Below are 17,620 nucleotides of genomic sequence, written 5' to 3'. Positions count from 1 at the left end.
TCGCGTGGTCCTCGTAGTAGACCCGGTCGGTCACCGATGCTCCTATCTGTACTCGTTGCACTGTCCATCTTCTCGCGTGCCCGGTCCAGTCGCCTGACGGCGCTCAGTCGTGCCTGGGTAGGCTCGTTGAATGGAGCACGACCATACCGACAGCGCAACAGCAACGACCGAGATTGTCGAGCTGCGCGGCGGCAAGATCTGGGAGTTGACGACGGAGAGCAGCGAACAGATGGTCATCGACCGCGGGTTCGCGAGCAACGGGGGCAGCAACCGCGACCGCTGGAAGGTCGAGCCTGACGGGGCATGTGACGTCTGGCAAACCGAGAACGCCCTCGTGGCTGTGCGTGAGATCGTCGACGGTTAGAGTCATGGCATGAAGTGCGAGGAGGTCGGCGACGTGGACGGGATCCCCATGCGCGAGCCGATCGATGAGTGCTACCGCAGGTGCGCCGTCTAAGGCGCACCTGCGAGCCGGACATCGGCTTCGGCTCCGATGAGTCGGGGGGCGCATCGCGTTCGTCCACCACGAGCACGGCATCCAGTCACTGATCGACCCGTTCGAGGACCTGCGGTGATCGGCGAACTGTTCACGATCAGCGCGACGAACATCGGCCATGCAGCGCTGCGGGAGGCGGCTCTTCCTATCGGCTTAGCGGTCGACGTGAGGCTGGTGGCCTTGGCCAAGGACCGGGACAAATAGGTGGGTGTGTTGGCTGCGCTCAAGTGCTTCCGGCGGGTGATCACGATCAGCGAGACCCGTGTGAGGGCGTGCATCGAAGCCGAGGGTATGGCGGAGACGCAGCGGTACGTCAACGAACTGACAGGTCAGATCAGGTCAACACTGAGCGAAGCGTAGACTCCCTGACTACGGCTTAGCAGCGACTTTTTCGTTCCAGCGGTACAGCAGGCTGGTGACGAGCATCAAACCCTGTACGACATTCCGGCGACTGTACTGACGAGAGCTCACAGTGTGCACCGTTGCGTTCCGACTGAAGGTCAATGGAATCTTGTCGCCATTGCTGACGAAGAACTGCTGGTAGGCCTGCCAGATCGGCGCGAAGGCGATGAACTCGCGGATCGTGAACTCTTCGTAGGCCTCGTTGGTCAGGTTCTTCTTGCCAGGCGTGAAGTCGTAGCGATTCTTGCTGAAGTAGCCGTTGACGACGACGTCGGTGAGTGATCCGATCAGCGCCTGCGCAGCCATCGGGTGACCTGCTTCGAGCGCGTTCAGAGCAGCAAGCGCGACGGGCACGTACTGAGCGATGGCAGGCGCTGTGCAGCCCGTGAGAAGCTCACGGCAGCCCGCCGAGATCGTCTTCCACCGTCGCCCGAGGATCGCGCGTCGCGCGGGCTCGCTCTCAGTGCGGATCAGCGCCTCGACTACGGACGTCCGTGGCACCCCGTAGAGAGGGATGCCCTCGGCCATGACGATGTGGTTCACGGACGCGAAGTCCAGCCGGTCGATGCCGCGGAGGTTGGGCGGGTAGAACCTCGCCCGCATCGCATCCATCGCCGGCACAAGGTTCTTGAGCAGCGCAGTCTGCTGCTCTGAAAACCGTTCCGAGGCCGCAGCGATCGCCGAGAAGTCGATGTTCTGGATCAAGCGATCGGCGTAGGCGGTGAAGCCCGCCTGGGCGGTCGTGAGGTTCCTCAGGGCATCGCTGTTGATGATCGTGCTCATCTAGCCTGGACGCGAGCGTTGGCTCCGATCAGCTGTCGCGCCACCATCGACAGTCGATCGAGCCTGGCGTCGAAGAGTCGTGTGGTCTCAGCGATGGTCGAGATTACCGAATCGGGCAGGTTGATCGTCGGGAAGTTCATCCTGGAGAGTATGCGTTGCATGTTCTCCAACTGCTCAGGCGTGAGCCTGGGGCGCTCGAAGTCGCCAGGCTCATCCGCCGTGACCGTGCCGTTCGTCATTCAGCGCGGCCGCCCATACTTGAAGCGGGAATTGACCGTGCAAAGCGCCGCACGTCGCGCACGAAGGCGATGCGGCCGTGGGGATCGGAGCACGCTTCGCCCTCACAAATGGTCACCGTCCGGTGGAGGACGCTCTCCTGGAAGAGCTCGAATGCGTTGTCGCTCACCCGTTCGCGCAACTGCGCGAACGGGTATCCGAACTCGCAGTCGGGCTGGGGCAGATCCATGCTCCTATTCTGCCGCACAAGAAAGCTGGTGACAGAGATTCGACTCGCAACAAAGCCCACCGGTCTGGTCGGGCTGGTGGGCTTTGTCGGTCGAGCGGTTTCACTCTCACTAGAACCCAAAGCGATGGGATAAGTACAGCGATTGGAGTTGGGCCGTGTCGCGCTCGTGGGCGATATCTCGGAGCTCAGCGGCTAAGGCCAATTGAACCTGCGGGCACGGGGGCTTGAGACGACTTCGAGGATTCATCGCGAGAGGAACCGAAGATGCTAACAAGCGCTACGGAGCGCGCTCCTCCGTGCCAGCATTCGAAGCCGGCATCGCGGGTTCCGGGCGTGTCGCGCTCTTCGGAGAAGACCTTGCGTGCACACGCACTGCTCCAGCGCCAGCCCCTGGCACGCAAGAACCCCGGAAAATCGTTGATTTTCCGGGGTTCTTCACGGTGTTGTGTCGGGCTGACAGGATTTGAACCTGCGACCCCTTGACCCCCAGTCAAGTGCGCTACCAAACTGCGCCACAGCCCGTCGTCCATTTCGTGGACAACCTCACCCATAATACACATGCGCACGGGTGCATCGGTACGCACATGCCTGAGAGCGCGTGAATCGGCACGACACGCCGCGCCCACACCTTTCATTGATCGACTAAAGTGGTCACCAGATTGTGTTGAGAGGAGGGATGAATGAGCGCAGACCAAGATCTGGGGCAGCAGCATCCCGAGAATGATCCCCAAGAGCCGGCCACGCGAGTGCAGCCGGTCGTGAATCTCTCGACCGAAGATGAGACCCTCACCTTCACCGGCACGTTCGCGCAGAAGCTGCTTGCGACTGGGGCGATTCAGATTGGCGTCGGCACCGAAGAGCTCGAGGCCATCGCCTCGCTGCCTGCCGGGTCGGCACTGCTGATCGTGCGCCAGGGGCCGAATGTCGGGTCGCGCTTTCTGCTTGACTCCGACGTGGTGACGGTCGGCCGTCACCCGCACGCCGACATTTTCCTCGACGACGTGACCGTGTCCCGCCGTCATGCGGAGTTCCGTCGCACCGGCACCGGTGCCGCCGTCGGCTACGACGTCGTCGACCTGGGGTCGCTGAACGGCACGTACCTCAACGGCACTCGCATCGAGAGTGCGCATCTCGAAGACGGCGCAGAAGTGCAGATCGGCAAGTTCCGACTCACCTACTACCCGTCACGTCGCGATCTGCTCACAGGCGAGAACGGCTGATGGGGCAGGCTGCACGCAGGCACATCGACCACTCGGCGGCTGCACAGCCAGTAGCCGAGTCCACCGATGATGCCCAGAAGCTGTTGAGCATCGGCCAGGTGCTCACCCGACTGGTCTCAGAGTTTCCCGACGTCACCCCGTCGAAGCTCCGCTTTCTCGAAGAACGCGGTCTGGTCTCGCCGCAGCGCACCGAATCCGGGTACCGCAAGTTCGGCCCCGCAGACGTCGACCGTCTGCGCCTGGTGCTGAGCCTGCAGCGCGATCACTACCTGCCACTCAAAGTCATCCGCCAGTACGTCGACGAGATCGACGCGGGGGAGTCTCCGATGCTCCCGGGTATCGCGCATCCGCTCAGCGCACTCGACCACCAGGCCGACCAGCAGGCGTACTCGCGAGCCGAGCTCATCGAGATCACACACGCCGACGCACAGCTGGTGCGCGACGCGGTCTCGGTCGGTCTGTTGCCCACCGGGTCGCGCTTCGACCAGAAGGCTCGCGAAGTGCTGACCCTGCTGGTCTCGCTCAAAGAACGCGGCATCGAGCCCAGACATCTGCGCGGCGTGAAGGCCTCGACCGATCGTGAGATCGGGCTCGTCGAGGGTGCGATCAGTGGCTTCCGTCGCGATGTTCCGGAGGCTCGTGCCCAGGCGGCGAACGTCACCGCCGAGGTGGTAGAGGCGCTCGTCGACCTGAAACGCACCCTGCTGGAGCGAGCGGTTCAACAGCTCGACAGCTGATTCAAGTCTCACGTGAACGTTGAGACTTCGACACGCCGACGAGAAAGCCTCGTCTTCAGTCTTCGAGCGGGGTGCGGCTGGTAATGTGACTCACAGATCGCGCACAAGCTGCGGTCGTCACAGCCCCCTCGAAGGAGTCGTTCATGACTGATGAACAGCACCCAGATATGCCGGATGCGCAGCTTTCGTCAGTCGACGACCCTGAACTCTCTGACGTGCTGTTCACTGATGGCATTCCCGGGCTCGACCGAGACCGAGGGTATCGCGGTGCAGTTGCAGCGAACGCCGCCGGCATCAGCTATCGACAGCTCGACTACTGGGCACGCACAGGCTTGGTGAAGCCCACGATTCGCGGCGCACACGGGTCTGGCACACAGCGTCTGTACGGCTTTCGCGACATCCTCACGCTCAAGCTGGTGAAGCGTCTGCTCGACACGGGCATCTCGCTGCAGCAGATTCGCGTCGCCGTCGAACAGCTGCGCGATGCGGGCATTCAAGACATGACGCAGATCACTCTGATGAGCGACGGCGGCGGCGTGTACCTCTGCACCTCGAACGACGAGGTCATCGACTTGGTGAGTCGGGGCCAGGGGGTGTTCGGCATCGCCGTCGGCAAGGTTCTGCGTGAGGTCGAAGACAACCTGGTGACGATCGGCGCGACCGAGACGCACGTCGACGAACTCGCCGAACGCCGCCATCGTCGCCGCTCGGCCAGCTGAGCCGTCGCATCCTCACCTCAGCGGAGAGCCAGCTCAAAACAGGGGAGTAGGCGCAGCCCGCGCTGACCGCTGAGGGTCAGTGAGTCTTCTTCTCGGCGGCCTTGGCAGCGGCTTTGCGCCCGGCATGCCCACGAGCCTGTGGGTGACCGTCGACGGCCTGCTCGAACACATCGAACACCTGGTCGAACTGTGCGGCCATCTTCTTGCCCGACTCGCTCGGCCAGGAGTGCACCGGCCGTGCCGAACCCTGAGCCTGCTGCAGGCTGGCTCGCTCGGGCAGACGTACGTCGAGCAGCTGGCGCGGGTAGAGCTGTTCGAGCTCTGAGATGCGGAACTCATGCTCGATCGACTGTTTGCGAAAGCGGTTGACCAACACGCCGAGAGGTTTCACCGGCACCTGCTGATCGAGGCTGAGCTCTTCCATGGCCTTGAGCGCGCGACCCACGGCTGAGACGGCGAAGAGGCTCGGCTCGGCGATGAGCAGCACTCGGTCGCTGGCGAGCCAGGCGTTGCGGGTGAGTGAGTTCAGCGACGGCGGGCAGTCGATGATGACGACGTCATAGGCGTCTTCGAGCAGCGCGAGCGCCTCGTCGAGCTTCCAGAGATCGCGTGGGCGAGGGGCCGGCACGTCGAACTCGATGGTTCGCGGCGAGCCGACCATGACGTCGACTGACAGTGTGCGGTCTTCGGTCCAGGCGCTCGACACGATCGCGCGACGCACGACGTCGGGCGACGGGTTCTTGAGCACGTCTGCCACGGTCAGCGCCGACCCGGGGTCGACGGCCAGACCGGTGGTCAGATCTGTCTGGGGGTCGATGTCGACGACCAGGGTGCGCTTTCCGCGCGCCAGGGCCGCTGAGGCAAGACCGAGGGCGACGGTGGTCTTTCCGACCCCGCCTTTAAGAGAGCTCACACTGAGTACGTCCACGACCATCTACGCTACCCGGTAGAGCGCGACTCTGCACAACCGTCTCGGTTCTGACCGTCGGCTGGGCGTGTGAACTGGGCGTGTGAGCGGGGCGCGGCAGCACGGTACAATCGTGCAAACGACTCGCGATGTGGGGAGACCAATTGTTCAAGAAGATCCTGGTGGCCAATCGTGGAGAGATCGCCGTTCGTGCGTTCCGGGCCGCATTCGAGCTCGGTGCGAAGACGGTCGCGGTCTTTCCCTACGAAGACCGACACTCCATTCACCGGCTGAAGGCCGATGAGGCCTACCAGATCGGTGAGGCGGGGCGCCCGGTGAAGGCCTACCTCGACATCGACGAGATCATTCGCGTCGCCCTCGAATCGGGTGCTGACGCGATCTACCCGGGCTACGGCTTTCTCTCTGAGAACCCCGGGCTGGCCCGCGCCGCCGCCGAGAACGGCATCACCTTCATCGGGCCCGGTGCGGATGCGCTGGAGCTGGCCGGCGACAAGGTCAACGCCAAAGAGGCGGCGATTCGTGCGGGTGTGCCGGTGCTCGCGTCGACGCACGCCAGCAGCGACCCGGATGAGCTGGTCGCGCTGGCAGACGAGATCGGCTTTCCGCTGTATGCGAAGGCCCTGGCCGGCGGCGGCGGTCGCGGCATTCGCAAGGTCGACACCGCCGAAGAGCTGAAGCCCGCACTCGAACAGGCCATGAGCGAGGCCGGTAATGCGTTCGGCGACTCGCGTATGTTCCTCGAGCAGGCCGTGCTGCGCCCGCGTCACATCGAGGTGCAGGTGCTCGCCGACCACAGCGGCTACACGGTGCATCTCTTCGAGCGCGACTGCTCGGTGCAGCGCCGCAACCAGAAGGTCGTTGAGATCGCTCCGGCGCCGAACATCACCGCAGAGCTGCGCGAGCAGCTGACCACGGCGGCCATCCGATTCGCCAAAGAGATCGGCTACGTCAACGCCGGCACCTGCGAGTTCTTGGTCGAGACCGTCGGCGACCGCGCTGGCACGCCGGTCTTCATCGAGATGAACCCGCGCATCCAGGTCGAGCACACCGTGACCGAAGAAGTCACCGACGTCGACCTCGTGCAGGCCCAGATGCTCATCGCGGCCGGCGCCACGCTGCCCGAGCTCGGTCTCTCGCAAGACCGCATCAGCATCCACGGGGCGGCGCTGCAGACCCGCATCACGACCGAGAACCCGGCCGAGAACTTTCGCCCCGACACAGGTCGCATCAGCACGTACCGCTCGCCGGGCGGTGCGGGCGTGCGCATCGACGGCGGCACCACCGCGGCAGGCGCGCAGGTCAGCCCCTACTTCGACTCGATGCTCGCCAAGCTCACCTGCCGGGCTCGTGACTTTCCGTCGGCCGTGCGTCGTGCCCGTCGTGCTCTCGCCGAGTTCCGCATCCGCGGGGTCTCGACGAACATCCCGTTCCTGCTGAATGTGCTCGCCGAGCCCGACTTCATCGCCGGCGATCTCAGCACGCACTTCATCGACGAGCGGCCCGAGCTGTTCGACATGCGCAAGTCGAAAGACCGCGGCACCAAGCTGATCACGTGGCTCGCCAACGTGACGGTGAACAAACCCTGGGGTGAGCGCCCTGCAGGGCTGGTCGACCCGACGCAGAAGCTGCCGCAGACCATCGACACCAAGGTCGTGCCCGACGGCGCGAAGCAGCTGCTCGACCAGGTGGGGCCGCGGGCCTTCGCTGAGGCGCTGCGCAACGACACTCAGCTGCGCGTCACCGACACCACGTTCCGCGACGCCCACCAGTCGCTGCTGGCGACGCGCGTGCGCACCAAAGATCTGCTCGAAGCCGCGCCGTACGTCGCCGCCGCGGCACCGGGTCTGTGGTCGGTCGAGGCCTGGGGCGGTGCCACCTACGACGTCGCGCTGCGCTTCTTGGGCGAAGACCCGTGGGAGCGTCTCGACAAGCTGCGCGTCGCGCTGCCCAACATCCCGCTGCAGATGCTGCTGCGCGGTCGCAACACCGTCGGCTACACCCCGTACCCGACCAAGGTCACCGACGCGTTCATCGAAGAGGCGGTGAAGGGCGGCGTCGACGTGTTCCGCATCTTCGACGCGCTCAACGACATCAACCAGATGCGCCCGGCGATCGAGTCGGTGCTGGCGACCGGCAGCGCGGTGGCCGAAGGCGCGCTGTGCTACACCGCCGACCTGCTCGACCCGCGCGAAGACCTCTACACGATCGACTACTACCTGCGGCTCGCCGAGCAGATCGTGCAGTCGGGCGCCCACGTGATCGGCATCAAAGACATGGCCGGTCTGCTGCGCCCCGAGGCCGCACGTCAGCTCGTCACCGCGCTGCGGCGCGAGTTCGATCTGCCCGTGCACCTGCACACGCATGACACGCCCGGCGGTCAGCTGGCGACGCTGCTGGCCGCCAGCGAGGCCGGTGTGGATGCGGTGGACGTCGCTGCAGCACCGCTCGCGGGAACGACCAGCCAGCCGTCGTTCTCGGCCCTGGTCGCCGCGCTCAGCCACACCGAGCGCGACACCGGCTTCGACCTCGATGCGATCAGCGATCTTGAGCCGTACTGGGAGGCCGTGCGGCACCTGTACCGACCGTTCGAGTCGGGGCTCGATGCGCCGACAGGCCGTATCTACCGCCACCAGATTCCCGGAGGGCAGCTGACGAACCTGCGACAGCAGGCCATCGCCCTCGGCCTGGGCACCAAGTTCGAGGTCATCGAAGACAACTACGCGGCGGCCAATCGCATCCTCGGTCGCCCGCCGAAGGTGACCCCGTCGTCGAAGGTGGTCGGCGACCTCGCTCTGCACCTTGCAGCCGTCGGTGCCGATCCCGATGACTTCGAGGCGCATCCCGAGAAGTACGACGTGCCCGACTCGGTCGTGAAGTTCATGGCCGGCGAACTCGGCGATCTGCCGGGCGGGTGGCCTGAGCCCTTCCGCTCGAAGGTGCTCGCCGGGCGCGAAGTGCACCTCACCGAGACCGAGCTCACCGAAGATCAGGAGCGCGCACTCGAGGGCGACTCCGCGTCGCGTCGTCGTCAGCTGAACCACCTGCTGTTCCCGGGGCCGGCCGACGACTTCGAGAAGTTCCGTCAGGACTACGGCGATCTGTCGACGCTTGACACCGAAGACTATCTGTACGGCTTCGAGGCGAACAAAGAGCACGCGGCGCAGCTCGACAAGGGGCTGCGACTCTACACCGCGCTTTCGGCGATCGGCCCGGCCAACGACAAGGGCGAGCGCACCGTCATGGGGGTGCTGAACGGTCAGCTGCGACCGGTCACCGTGCGCGACGAGTCGATCAAGGTGCAGACCGAAGAGGCCGAGCGCGCCGACGTCAGCAACCCGAACCAGGTGGCCGCTCCCTTCGCGGGGGTCGTCACTCTCAAGGTCAAGCCGGGCGACACCGTCTCGGTCGGCGAGCCGGTGGCCAGCATCGAGGCCATGAAGATGGAGGCGAACATCGCCGCCGGCGCCGACGGCGTCGTCGAGCGCGTCGTCTTCGACGGGTCGCGCCAGGTCGAGCCCGGCGATCTGCTGCTGGTGATCGCCCCGAGCACGGTGACGAACGTGGCAGGGGAGTGACGTGGCGGTTCGCGACATTCGCCTCTACGGCGATCCGGTGCTGCGCCAGCCGACCGAACAGATCGACCACATCGACGAGCACGTGCGCCAGCTGGTGCAGGATCTCATCGACACGGTCAAACTGCCCGGGCGGGCCGGCGTGGCCGCGCCGCAGATCGGCGTGAGCCTTGCGGCGTTCAGCTACAACGTCGACGGCGAGGTCGGCTACCTGCTGAACCCTCGCATCGTCGAGCGTCGCGAGCCGATCGTCGAGATTCAGGAGGGCTGCCTGTCGGTGCCCGGCCTGTGGTTCGACACACCGCGGTACAGCTGGGTGCGCGCCGAGGGCATCGACCTCGACGGCAACGCCGTGACGCTGGAGGGCGACGGGCTGATGGCCCAGGCGCTGCAGCACGAGATCGATCACCTCGGAGGCACGGTCTATCTGCACCGGCTGCAGGGCGAGACCCGGCGTGCCGCCATGCGCGAGGTGCGCGCTCAGTCCTGGTTCTGAGCGGGCCTCTGCTGCAGCCCCATCAGCCGCATCGCATTCTCAGGCAGCTGCGGATGCGATGCGTGCTCTGCGCCGCTCTCGACGCGTCGTCGCGTAGGCGCGAGCGGGTCGCCCGCTCAGCGCGATCAGAATCAGGATGTTCAGAGTCACCGTCATCAGCGTCGAGAAGTCGGACAGCAGGGGCAGCCCCGCCGCATGGCTCGCGAAGGCGAGCAGCGTCGACAGCGTTGCGAACACCAGCACGACCATGCGTGCGAAGTCAGAGCCGCGCAGCACCAGGATGGCGAGCAGCGCGGTCACGGCCGCGATGGCCAGCCCCAGCAGCATCAGCACCCAGCGCACGTCGAAGGCCTGGGGCAGCGTCGCCGCATCGACGCCGACGTCGGCGACGAGCTCATGCACGTCGGCGTCGGGCAGCAGCGCGCCGCTGACCATCAGCACCAGAGACCCCAGTGCGCGCAGCATCAGCACCGCCGCACCGAACGTGATCGTCACGGGCCGACCGTGACGCCGAACTTCTTCGAGGGTCGACTGTTCGCCTGAGTCGTCATCGAGCAGCTCGAACGCCGGCCGCTTCAGTCGTGCCGCAGCCTGTGCCGAGTGCGCAGGCACCGCATCCGCAGCACGGTCCTGACGTGCACCGGGCAGCCAGGCCGCAGCGTCAGACGCCTCGACGACATCCTGCCCGGCGAACGGTTCGACGCCGTCGTCACGCAGATCGATGATCGGCAGATCGCCGTCGGTGCGAATGGAGTCTCCGCCGCCGTTGCGGGAGTGATAGCCGGTCGAGAAGTCTCGCAGCACGTGAACGGTCACGTCGTCGTCGGCGCCGAGCACGCTCGCCACGATGTGGTCGCGCTCGATGTCGGTGTTCTCGTCGATCTTGTGCGTGACCTGCAGGGTGAACAGCGAGAGGCCGACCGCACGGTCGAAGGTGCCGGCCGCGAGCCAGTCGACGCGGCGGCCGCCGGGCAGCAGCCAGTCGGGCGGGCAGCGCCAGAACCGCACGTGATGTCGCTTGGCGGGGTTGCCCTCGACCTCCTGCTGATAGGCGAAGTCCTGCTGCCTGCCGAAGAGGAAGAGCGGGCTCACGGGCGCCTCGCGATAGCTGCGTCGAGACAGCGTCGAGGTCACGATGCGGATGCTTGAGCGCAGCCCGAGGTCGTCGGCGCGCGTCCAGCCGGCCGCGTCCATGATCTGATGCAGACGCTGCTCGTCGCCCATCAGCGCCAGGTTCACGGGGTCGCCCAACAGACCGTCGCTGGTGCGGGTGCGGCCGATGAAGTAGTCGGGCACGTAGATCGAAGTGAGGATGCGATGCAGTCGGGGCAGCGCGAGGTAGGCGATCAGCACCCAGAACACGATGGCGACCAGCGCACCCCACCAGCCGGTGTCGAGCGAGTCGGTGAAGAGCGTGAATGCGAGCCAGAAGGTGGCCACGGCGGCGAAGACGAAGAAGAATCCGTCAAGCAGCCTGGCGATTCTGGTGCGGTTGCGCACTAGCGCGGTCGAGCGCGTGCGGAGGGTCCGGATATCCATGTTCCCCTTTCGGACTGCTGCGCACGGTTCACCGACGGGCACCGTGCCATGCGCCGTGTTGCGCCCAGACCCCCAGACTATCCCGGTAGACTGGCCCACTGGAGGTTTCACCGTGCTCTACTGGCTGCTCAAATGGGTGTTCATCGGCCCCTGGCTGCGACTGTTCTTCCGCACTGAGGTGCGCGGTCTTGAGAACATCCCCGACCGGGGGCCTGTTGTGCTCGTCGGCAATCACCTGTCGTTCATCGACTCAATCATCATGCCGCTCTTCGTGAAGCGCCCGGTGCGCTTCTTGGCGAAGAGCGAGTACTTCACCGGCAAGGGCATCAAAGGGTGGTTCACCCGGGTCATGATGAAGGGCACCGGTCAGCTGCCCATCGACCGCAGCGGCGGCAAAGCGAGCGAGGCCTCGCTCAACACCGGTCTGCGCGTGCTCTCTGAAGGTCACGTGCTGGCGCTCTATCCCGAGGGAACGAGAAGTCCGGACGGCTATCTCTACCGTGGCCGCACGGGTGCCGCCCGCACGATTCTCGCCGCAGGCTGCCCCGTCGTGCCCGTCGCAGTGCGCAACACCGACAAGATGATGCCGATCGGCGCCAAATGGCCGAAGCGTGTGCCGCTGGCCGTCATCGCCGGGCCAGCGCTCGACTTCACCCGCTTCGCGGGAATGGAAGGCGATCGATTCGTGTTGAGATCGATCACAGATGAGATAATGCACGAGCTGCAGATGATCAGCGAGCAGGAGTACCGCGACGTGTACGCGTCGAGTGTGCGCCACCGTCTCGCCGCAGCTCAGCAGTGATCCCGCGGCGACGCGGAACCGCCGACCCGACGCACCTGCATCGAGCCGACAGCACCAAATGATTGGGGAACGCCACGTGAATGCCAATATCACCGACCAGCAGCCGGTCGTCAGCGACACGGTCGCACAGTCGCTGCTGGCCGAGCTCGACGCCGCAGAGCAGCTGCCTGCGAAGCAGCAGCCGTCGTGGCCTGATTCGGCTGCGCTCGCGGATGCTCGGGCGACGCTGAGCGCGCTGCCTCCGTTGGTCTTCGCTGGTGAGGCCGATGCCCTGCGCGACCGTCTGGGGGCGGCAGCCCGAGGGGAGGCATTCGTGCTGCAGGGCGGCGACTGCGCCGAGACCTTCGAGGGTGCCACCGCTGACAAGATCAAGGATCGCGTCAAGACGATCCTGCAGATGGCGGTCATTCTGACCTACGGTGCGTCGGTGCCCGTCGTGAAGATGGGGCGCATGGCCGGTCAGTTCGCGAAGCCGCGCTCGAAAGACACCGAGACGCGCGGCGACGTCACACTGCCTGCGTTCCGCGGTGAGATCGTCAACGGCTACGACTTCACTCCGGAGTCACGTGAGGCAGATCCGCAGAGACTGGTGCAGGCGTACCACACCTCGGCTTCGACGCTAAACCTGATTCGGGCCTTCACCCAGGGCGGGTTCGCCGATCTGCGCGAAGTGCATCGCTGGAACCAGGGCTTCGCACGCAACCCGGCCAACTCCCGCTACGACGAGATGGCTCAAGAGATCGACCGGGCCATCAAGTTCATGGCCGCCTGCGGCGCCGACTTCGACGATCTCAAACGCGTCGACTTCTACGTGGGCCACGAGGGGCTGCTCTTCGACTACGAGCGCCCGCTCACACGCATCGACTCGCGCACCGGGCTGGTCTACGACACCTCGGCGCACTTCCAGTGGATCGGTGAGCGCACCCGGGGGGTCGACGACGCACACATCGAGTACTTCTCGAAGATTCACAATCCCATCGGCGTCAAGCTCGGCCCGACGACCGACCCCGACGACGCGCTTCGTCTGATCGACCGACTCGACCCGGATCGCATCCCCGGTCGTCTGACCTTCATCACTCGTATGGGCGCCGGCCGCATTCGCGAGGCGCTGCCCCCGCTGCTCGAGGCGGTCAAGGCGAGCGGTGCCCAGCCACTGTGGATCACCGACCCCATGCACGGCAACGGCATCACCACCGAGACCGGCTACAAGACTCGTCGGTTCGATGACGTGGTCGACGAGGTGCGCGGCTTCTTCGAGGCGCATGCGGCAGTCGGAACCGTTCCCGGAGGCATCCACGTGGAGCTCACCGGTGACGACGTCACCGAGTGCCTGGGCGGCGTCGAACAGATCGACGAGGCCGGGCTGGCCACTCGCTACGAGTCGCTCTGCGACCCGCGTCTGAACCACCGGCAGTCTCTGGAGCTCGCGTTCCTGGTCGCCGAGGAGCTCAAGAAGTCTCACTCCGCCTGACCGACGCTGACGGGTGTGGCTCACTGCGAGTCGCACTCGTCAGTACCCACGTCAGTGCGCCTCGTGGCTTGCGGTGGTGTGGCTTGCGGTGGTGCCTTTGCGCTGACGGGGCGCTCCTGCGCTGATTCGACCCTCGGCCGTCGATCAGAACGCGTCGAAGAGCGACCCGTTCATCTTCACGGTCGTGCCCTTCTTCACCGACGTGCCGGCGGCAGGGTCGGTGCCTGACACAGTGACGACGTCCCAATAGCTCTTCGTGCTCAACGGGATCGCCTGCTCGGGAAAGTTCGACGTGCCGTCGAGCCCGGCTGCGCGCAGCGTCGCACGTGCGTCGTTGAGGGTCTGTCCGCTCACATCGGGCACTGTGACCATCTCGGGGCCCTTCGAGACCACCAGACGAATCGTGTCGCCCTTGTGCACGGGCTTCTTGTCCGGCGCCGCCGAGATGACGGAGCCTGCGGGAACCGTATCGTGGAAGGCCTCGGACGAACTGACCTTGAGGCCCACGTCCTGCAGGTGTGTCGTCGCGTCTGCCAGTGACTGCCCGGAGACAGCCGGCACCGCACCGAGCGAGACGACCAGCCCGAGCTGCGTTCGCTCGGCCAGCTCGGTCGATGCCTTGACCATGCTGCCGTCGCTGCCCGTGACTCCGATCACCGACCCCGAATCCACCTTGTCGTCGAACTGCTCCGCGCGGTCGTCCGACACCACGAAGCCTGCCTGTGCGAGGGCGTCGTCGGCGAGATCGGCCTTCGAACCGACCACGTCGGGCAGCGCGATCATGCGCGGGCCCAGCGAGACGACGACTGAGACCGATGCGTCTTTCGGCACGCGCGTACCCGCCGAAGGGTCAGTCCCGATCACCTGGCCTGCTGGCACGTCCAGGCTGTTGGCCTGCGCCTGCGTCGAGTCGATGCCGGCATCGGCAAGCACGCGTTGGGCGTCTTCGAGGGTCGCGCCTGCCACGTTCGGCACGGTCAGGCGTGCACCGGGACCGTCCCCGAGAAACCACCCCGCCGCGGCCAGCAGCACGGTCACCACAACGACGACTGCGGTGATCGACCACCCTCGCCGACGGCGCGTCTGCACCCGCGTGAGCACGGCGTCCACCGCATCGCGCTCAGACTCTGGATCTTCGCCGGCATCAGCAACCACTGACGCAGCTGCGGCAGTCGATGCCTCAGGGGCGACCGGTTCGTGCGGAGCCGTCGCGTCGTCATCCGGCCCGTCGCCACCGTGCTCGTCGCCGCGATCGTCAGCGCCGGCAACGGGCAGCGGCGGTGTGACGGTGGGCAGCTTGGCGATGGCGGATGCCGGAGACGGGGGAGCGGCCGAAACCGCAGGCGCGACCATGGTCGGGCGCAGCACCTCAGTGGCGTTCAGCGAGCGGTCACCGGCCGCTGCGTGTGCGAGCAGCGCGCGCAGCGCACGGTAGGAGCCGACCGGAAGAGCGAGCTCGGACTGCACACGTCGGGTCTCTTCTAAGAGATCGGTGGCGTTGGCGGGCCGATCCTGCGGGTCGGCGCGCGTCGCCCAGACCACTAAGTCGTCGAGCTCGGCAGGCAGGGTGTGCACGATCGAACTGGGCAGCGGCACTTCGTCGTTGGCATGCTGAAAGGCGACCTGAGCTGGGGCCGACCCCGTGAAGGGCTGCTCGCCCGTGAGCATCTCGAAGAGCATGATGCCGAGCGCGTAGATGTCCGAGCGTTCGTCGGCCGTGCCGCGGCGCAGCAGTTCGGGCGAGAGATACGCCACGGTGCCGATGAGCGCGGAGGTGGCCGAGGTCGAACTCTCCACCGCTCGAGCCAGCCCGAAGTCTGCGATCTTCACCCGGCCGTCCGGGCTGAGCAGGATGTTCTCGGGCTTGAGATCGCGATGCATGAGCCCGGCCTGGTGAGCGGCGGCGAGCCCTTCGAGCACCTGTGAGAGCACTTCGAGCGCGACCTGCGGAGTGAGCCGACCCTGTTGATGCAGCAGGTGGCGCAGCGTCTGCCCGGGAACGTACTCGAGCACGAGGTAGCAGACTCCGGCCTGCTGGCCCTGGTCGAACACGTTGACGACGTTGGGATGCGACAGCCTCGCCGCGGCCAGCGCCTCACGGGTGAAACGGTCGCGGAACGACTCGTCTTCGGCCAGATGCAGGTGCAGCACCTTGACGGCGACCACACGATCGAGGCGTTCGTCCCGTGCCCGGTAGACGGTCGCCATGCCGCCGCGAGCGATGCGTTCGTCCACCCGATAACGGCCGTCGAGCAGCATCCCGATGAGGGGGTCTGCTGGAGGCGTGTAGTCGTCGGTCACGGCACCATCCTAGACGGCAGGCTCTTTCAGGCCGGATCAGCGGGTGCGCTGAGCAGCCTGTCGGGCGAGATCGCCCAGTGCCCGGCGGGCGGGCGGAACGATCGGAGCGGACTGCAGCGCGGCATCCGCCTGCGACGAGTGATCGTCGATGAGGCGCTCTGTCGCAGCGAGCGCACCGGATTCGACGATCGTCTCTTGCAGCATCTGAATCTGCTCGCTCGTGAGCGTCGGGTCGCCGAGCAGGTCGTCGACGACGTGACGCACGGTCGCGGGCACCATCGATCGGGTGAGGGCGACGAGCACGGTGCGTTTGCCCTCGCGAAGATCGTCGCCCGCCGGCTTGCCGGTCTGCGCGGGATCGCCGAAGACGCCGAGCACATCGTCGCGCAGCTGGAAGGCCAGGCCGGCATGCACGCCGAAAGCCGAGAGCGCGCTGGCCTGCTCGTCGTCGGCACCGGCCACCGCTGCGCCGATCAACAGCGGCTGCTCGATCGAGTACTTCGCCGATTTGTAGAGCATGACGGTTTCTGAGCGTTCGAGTGCCTCGTCGTCAGGCAGAGCAGGCCAGGCGTGTTCGCCGAGGATGTCGAGATACTGCCCGACCATCACCTCAGTCGTCATATCTGCGACGAGCTCGCGCAGACGTCGCCGGATGCTGGCCTCGGGCAGCAGATCGACGGCATCGGCGAAACCGCGCTGCGACCAGCCGAGAAGGAGATCACCGAGGACGATGGCGGCAGACGAGCCGAACTGGGCGGAATCCCCCCGCCACTGGCCGGAGCGGTGCAGCTCGGCGAAGCTCACATGCGCAGCCGGGCGACCACGTCGGGTGTCGGAGTTGTCGATCACGTCGTCATGCACGAGCGCGGCCGCATGAAAGAGCTCGATGGCGGCGCTCAGCTGCAGCACGGACTCCAACTGCATGCGAGACAGCTCCTCGTCGGCGTCGGCCTCTGCCGCTCGCCAGCCCCAATAGCAGAACTGGGAACGAAATCGTTTGCCGCCGTGCAGCAGACCGGAGAGCTCGTCGGTGAGCGGAGTGGCGAGTGAGGAGATTCGACGCAGGTGTGCGGATTCTCGACTGAGAAACGCGTCGATGCGATCCTGCACCAGCTGCAGCAGAGTGGAATGGGCGGTCACCTGTCTAGCCTAATGCTTCGCTTGCCCTTAGAATGAGCGCAGATGAAGACTGCGATGCAGTCCCCGAGCGAGAGAACGGAGGTGCTCATGCCGCTTTCAGACCACGAGCAGAAGCTGCTCGAAGAAATGGAGCGCAACCTCTACCAGGCCGAGTCTGACGAAGTCTCGACCGATCAGGTGCCGCGCTCGCTGAACCGCATGGCCGTCGTGCTCGGCGTGATCGGCGTCGTCATCGGTCTCGCGCTGCTGCTGTGGGCTGTGTCGGCCAAGCTCATCGTCGTGGGTGTGGTCGGCTTCGTGCTCATCGTCGCCAGCATCATCTGGGCGATGCGTCCGACCCCGGTTGCGGCCGGAACCGCATCAGCCGGCTCCGACCGTCACGATGGCCCCAACGGCTCTGACCAGACCAAGTCTGCGAAGGGCGACTCGATGGGGCAGCGCATGGAGGATCGCTGGAACCGCCGATTCCAGTGATCGATCACATGACCTTCTGACCGCAGCTCCGGTCAATCACAAAGCCCGTCCCGCAAGGGGCGGGCTTTTCGCAT

17 protein-coding genes and 1 tRNA gene are annotated in these 17,620 nt (G+C 65.8%); 10 read left to right on the top strand and 8 right to left on the bottom strand.

Annotated features, from left to right (window positions below):
• Positions 1-130: 130 nt before the first annotated feature.
• Together F8O07_RS08560 and F8O07_RS10780 are read left to right on the top strand one after the other, a co-directional pair.
• Positions 131-364: a hypothetical protein gene (locus F8O07_RS08560; protein WP_158031637.1), complete on the top strand. Its 234-nt coding sequence runs from the start codon at positions 131-133 to the stop codon at positions 362-364.
• Positions 365-571: 207 nt separating this feature from the next.
• Positions 572-700: a hypothetical protein gene (locus tag F8O07_RS10780; RefSeq protein WP_263969998.1), complete on the top strand. Its 129-nt coding sequence runs from the start codon at positions 572-574 to the stop codon at positions 698-700.
• Between the two features lie 165 nt (positions 701-865).
• Here the strand turns inward: F8O07_RS10780 and F8O07_RS08555 are convergent, their stop codons facing one another.
• The 4 genes from F8O07_RS08555 to F8O07_RS08545 form a co-directional block, all read right to left on the bottom strand.
• Positions 866-1,681 (bottom strand): hypothetical protein, encoded by an 816-nt coding sequence (locus F8O07_RS08555; protein WP_158031636.1) that lies wholly within the window; start codon positions 1,679-1,681, stop codon positions 866-868.
• Complete coding sequence (locus F8O07_RS10600; RefSeq protein WP_192496714.1) at positions 1,678-1,821, bottom strand: hypothetical protein; 144 nt, start codon at positions 1,819-1,821, stop codon at positions 1,678-1,680. Before F8O07_RS10600 ends, F8O07_RS08555 begins: the two co-directional genes overlap by 4 nt.
• A gap of 95 nt (positions 1,822-1,916) precedes the next feature.
• Positions 1,917-2,147: a hypothetical protein gene (locus F8O07_RS08550; protein ID WP_158031635.1), complete on the bottom strand. Its 231-nt coding sequence runs from the start codon at positions 2,145-2,147 to the stop codon at positions 1,917-1,919.
• 448 nt (positions 2,148-2,595) lie between these two features.
• Positions 2,596-2,669: transfer RNA gene (locus F8O07_RS08545), tRNA-Pro, on the bottom strand.
• Between the two features lie 158 nt (positions 2,670-2,827).
• Here F8O07_RS08545 and F8O07_RS08540 point away from each other — a divergent pair.
• From F8O07_RS08540 to F8O07_RS08530, 3 genes are all read left to right on the top strand, one after another.
• Positions 2,828-3,367, top strand: a complete 540-nt coding sequence (locus F8O07_RS08540; RefSeq protein WP_158031634.1) for an FHA domain-containing protein — start codon at positions 2,828-2,830, stop codon at positions 3,365-3,367.
• Positions 3,367-4,104 (top strand): MerR family transcriptional regulator, encoded by a 738-nt coding sequence (locus F8O07_RS08535; protein ID WP_158031633.1) that lies wholly within the window; start codon positions 3,367-3,369, stop codon positions 4,102-4,104. Before F8O07_RS08540 ends, F8O07_RS08535 begins: the two co-directional genes overlap by 1 nt.
• A 167-nt stretch (positions 4,105-4,271) precedes the next feature.
• Positions 4,272-4,823 carry a MerR family transcriptional regulator gene (locus F8O07_RS08530; protein WP_158031866.1) on the top strand — a complete coding sequence of 184 codons (552 nt, stop codon included), beginning with the start codon at positions 4,272-4,274 and terminating at the stop codon, positions 4,821-4,823.
• Between the two features lie 76 nt (positions 4,824-4,899).
• Here the strand turns inward: F8O07_RS08530 and F8O07_RS08525 are convergent, their stop codons facing one another.
• Positions 4,900-5,751 carry a ParA family protein gene (locus F8O07_RS08525; protein ID WP_158031632.1) on the bottom strand — a complete coding sequence of 284 codons (852 nt, stop codon included), beginning with the start codon at positions 5,749-5,751 and terminating at the stop codon, positions 4,900-4,902.
• A 143-nt stretch (positions 5,752-5,894) separates the two neighbouring features.
• Between F8O07_RS08525 and F8O07_RS08520 the strand changes: the two genes are divergently transcribed.
• Both F8O07_RS08520 and def read left to right on the top strand, forming a co-directional pair.
• A complete protein-coding gene (locus tag F8O07_RS08520; RefSeq protein ID WP_158031631.1) occupies positions 5,895-9,326 on the top strand; it encodes a pyruvate carboxylase in 3,432 nt (1,143 codons plus the stop codon).
• 1 nt (position 9,327) lies between these two features.
• Entirely contained in the window at positions 9,328-9,819 is a 492-nt protein-coding gene (gene def, locus F8O07_RS08515; RefSeq protein ID WP_158031630.1) for a peptide deformylase, read from the top strand.
• A 39-nt stretch (positions 9,820-9,858) separates the two neighbouring features.
• Here def and F8O07_RS08510 read toward each other — a convergent pair whose 3' ends face one another.
• On the bottom strand, positions 9,859-11,358 hold the full coding sequence (locus tag F8O07_RS08510) for an LssY C-terminal domain-containing protein (protein WP_158031629.1): 1,500 nt from the start codon (positions 11,356-11,358) through the stop codon (positions 9,859-9,861).
• 112 nt (positions 11,359-11,470) lie between these two features.
• Between F8O07_RS08510 and F8O07_RS08505 the strand changes: the two genes are divergently transcribed.
• Together F8O07_RS08505 and F8O07_RS08500 are read left to right on the top strand one after the other, a co-directional pair.
• Positions 11,471-12,160 (top strand): lysophospholipid acyltransferase family protein, encoded by a 690-nt coding sequence (locus F8O07_RS08505; RefSeq protein ID WP_158031628.1) that lies wholly within the window; start codon positions 11,471-11,473, stop codon positions 12,158-12,160.
• Positions 12,161-12,293: 133 nt separating this feature from the next.
• Positions 12,294-13,631 (top strand): class II 3-deoxy-7-phosphoheptulonate synthase, encoded by a 1,338-nt coding sequence (locus F8O07_RS08500; protein ID WP_225733262.1) that lies wholly within the window; start codon positions 12,294-12,296, stop codon positions 13,629-13,631.
• Between the two features lie 144 nt (positions 13,632-13,775).
• Here the strand turns inward: F8O07_RS08500 and pknB are convergent, their stop codons facing one another.
• Both pknB and F8O07_RS08490 read right to left on the bottom strand, forming a co-directional pair.
• Positions 13,776-15,932 carry a Stk1 family PASTA domain-containing Ser/Thr kinase gene (pknB, locus tag F8O07_RS08495; RefSeq protein ID WP_158031626.1) on the bottom strand — a complete coding sequence of 719 codons (2,157 nt, stop codon included), beginning with the start codon at positions 15,930-15,932 and terminating at the stop codon, positions 13,776-13,778.
• 36 nt (positions 15,933-15,968) lie between these two features.
• Entirely contained in the window at positions 15,969-17,072 is a 1,104-nt protein-coding gene (locus F8O07_RS08490; RefSeq protein ID WP_158031625.1) for a polyprenyl synthetase family protein, read from the bottom strand.
• A 42-nt stretch (positions 17,073-17,114) separates the two neighbouring features.
• Here F8O07_RS08490 and F8O07_RS08485 point away from each other — a divergent pair, with 42 nt between their 5' ends.
• Entirely contained in the window at positions 17,115-17,546 is a 432-nt protein-coding gene (locus F8O07_RS08485; RefSeq protein WP_158031624.1) for a DUF3040 domain-containing protein, read from the top strand.
• Positions 17,547-17,620: the final 74 nt, after the last annotated feature.

Origin of the sequence: Pseudoclavibacter sp. CFCC 13796 (assembly GCF_008831185.1) — a bacterium.
Classification (GTDB): Bacteria; Actinomycetota; Actinomycetes; order Actinomycetales; family Microbacteriaceae; genus Pseudoclavibacter_A.
This window is presented reverse-complemented; position numbering and strand designations above follow the sequence as displayed.

Excerpts from the sequence above, each read along its gene's own strand:
- F8O07_RS08560 (WP_158031637.1), top strand. The coding sequence starts at position 131 with ATGGAGCACGACCATACCGACAGCGCAACAGCAACGACCGAGATTGTC.
- F8O07_RS08555 (WP_158031636.1), bottom strand. The coding sequence starts at position 1,681 with ATGAGCACGATCATCAACAGCGATGCCCTGAGGAACCTCACGACCGCC.
- F8O07_RS10600 (WP_192496714.1), bottom strand. The coding sequence starts at position 1,821 with ATGAACTTCCCGACGATCAACCTGCCCGATTCGGTAATCTCGACCATC.
- F8O07_RS08550 (WP_158031635.1), bottom strand. The coding sequence starts at position 2,147 with ATGGATCTGCCCCAGCCCGACTGCGAGTTCGGATACCCGTTCGCGCAG.
- F8O07_RS08540 (WP_158031634.1), top strand. The coding sequence starts at position 2,828 with ATGAGCGCAGACCAAGATCTGGGGCAGCAGCATCCCGAGAATGATCCC.
- F8O07_RS08535 (WP_158031633.1), top strand. The coding sequence starts at position 3,367 with ATGGGGCAGGCTGCACGCAGGCACATCGACCACTCGGCGGCTGCACAG.
- F8O07_RS08530 (WP_158031866.1), top strand. The coding sequence starts at position 4,272 with ATGCCGGATGCGCAGCTTTCGTCAGTCGACGACCCTGAACTCTCTGAC.
- F8O07_RS08510 (WP_158031629.1), bottom strand. The coding sequence starts at position 11,358 with ATGGATATCCGGACCCTCCGCACGCGCTCGACCGCGCTAGTGCGCAAC.
- F8O07_RS08485 (WP_158031624.1), top strand. The coding sequence starts at position 17,115 with ATGAAGACTGCGATGCAGTCCCCGAGCGAGAGAACGGAGGTGCTCATG.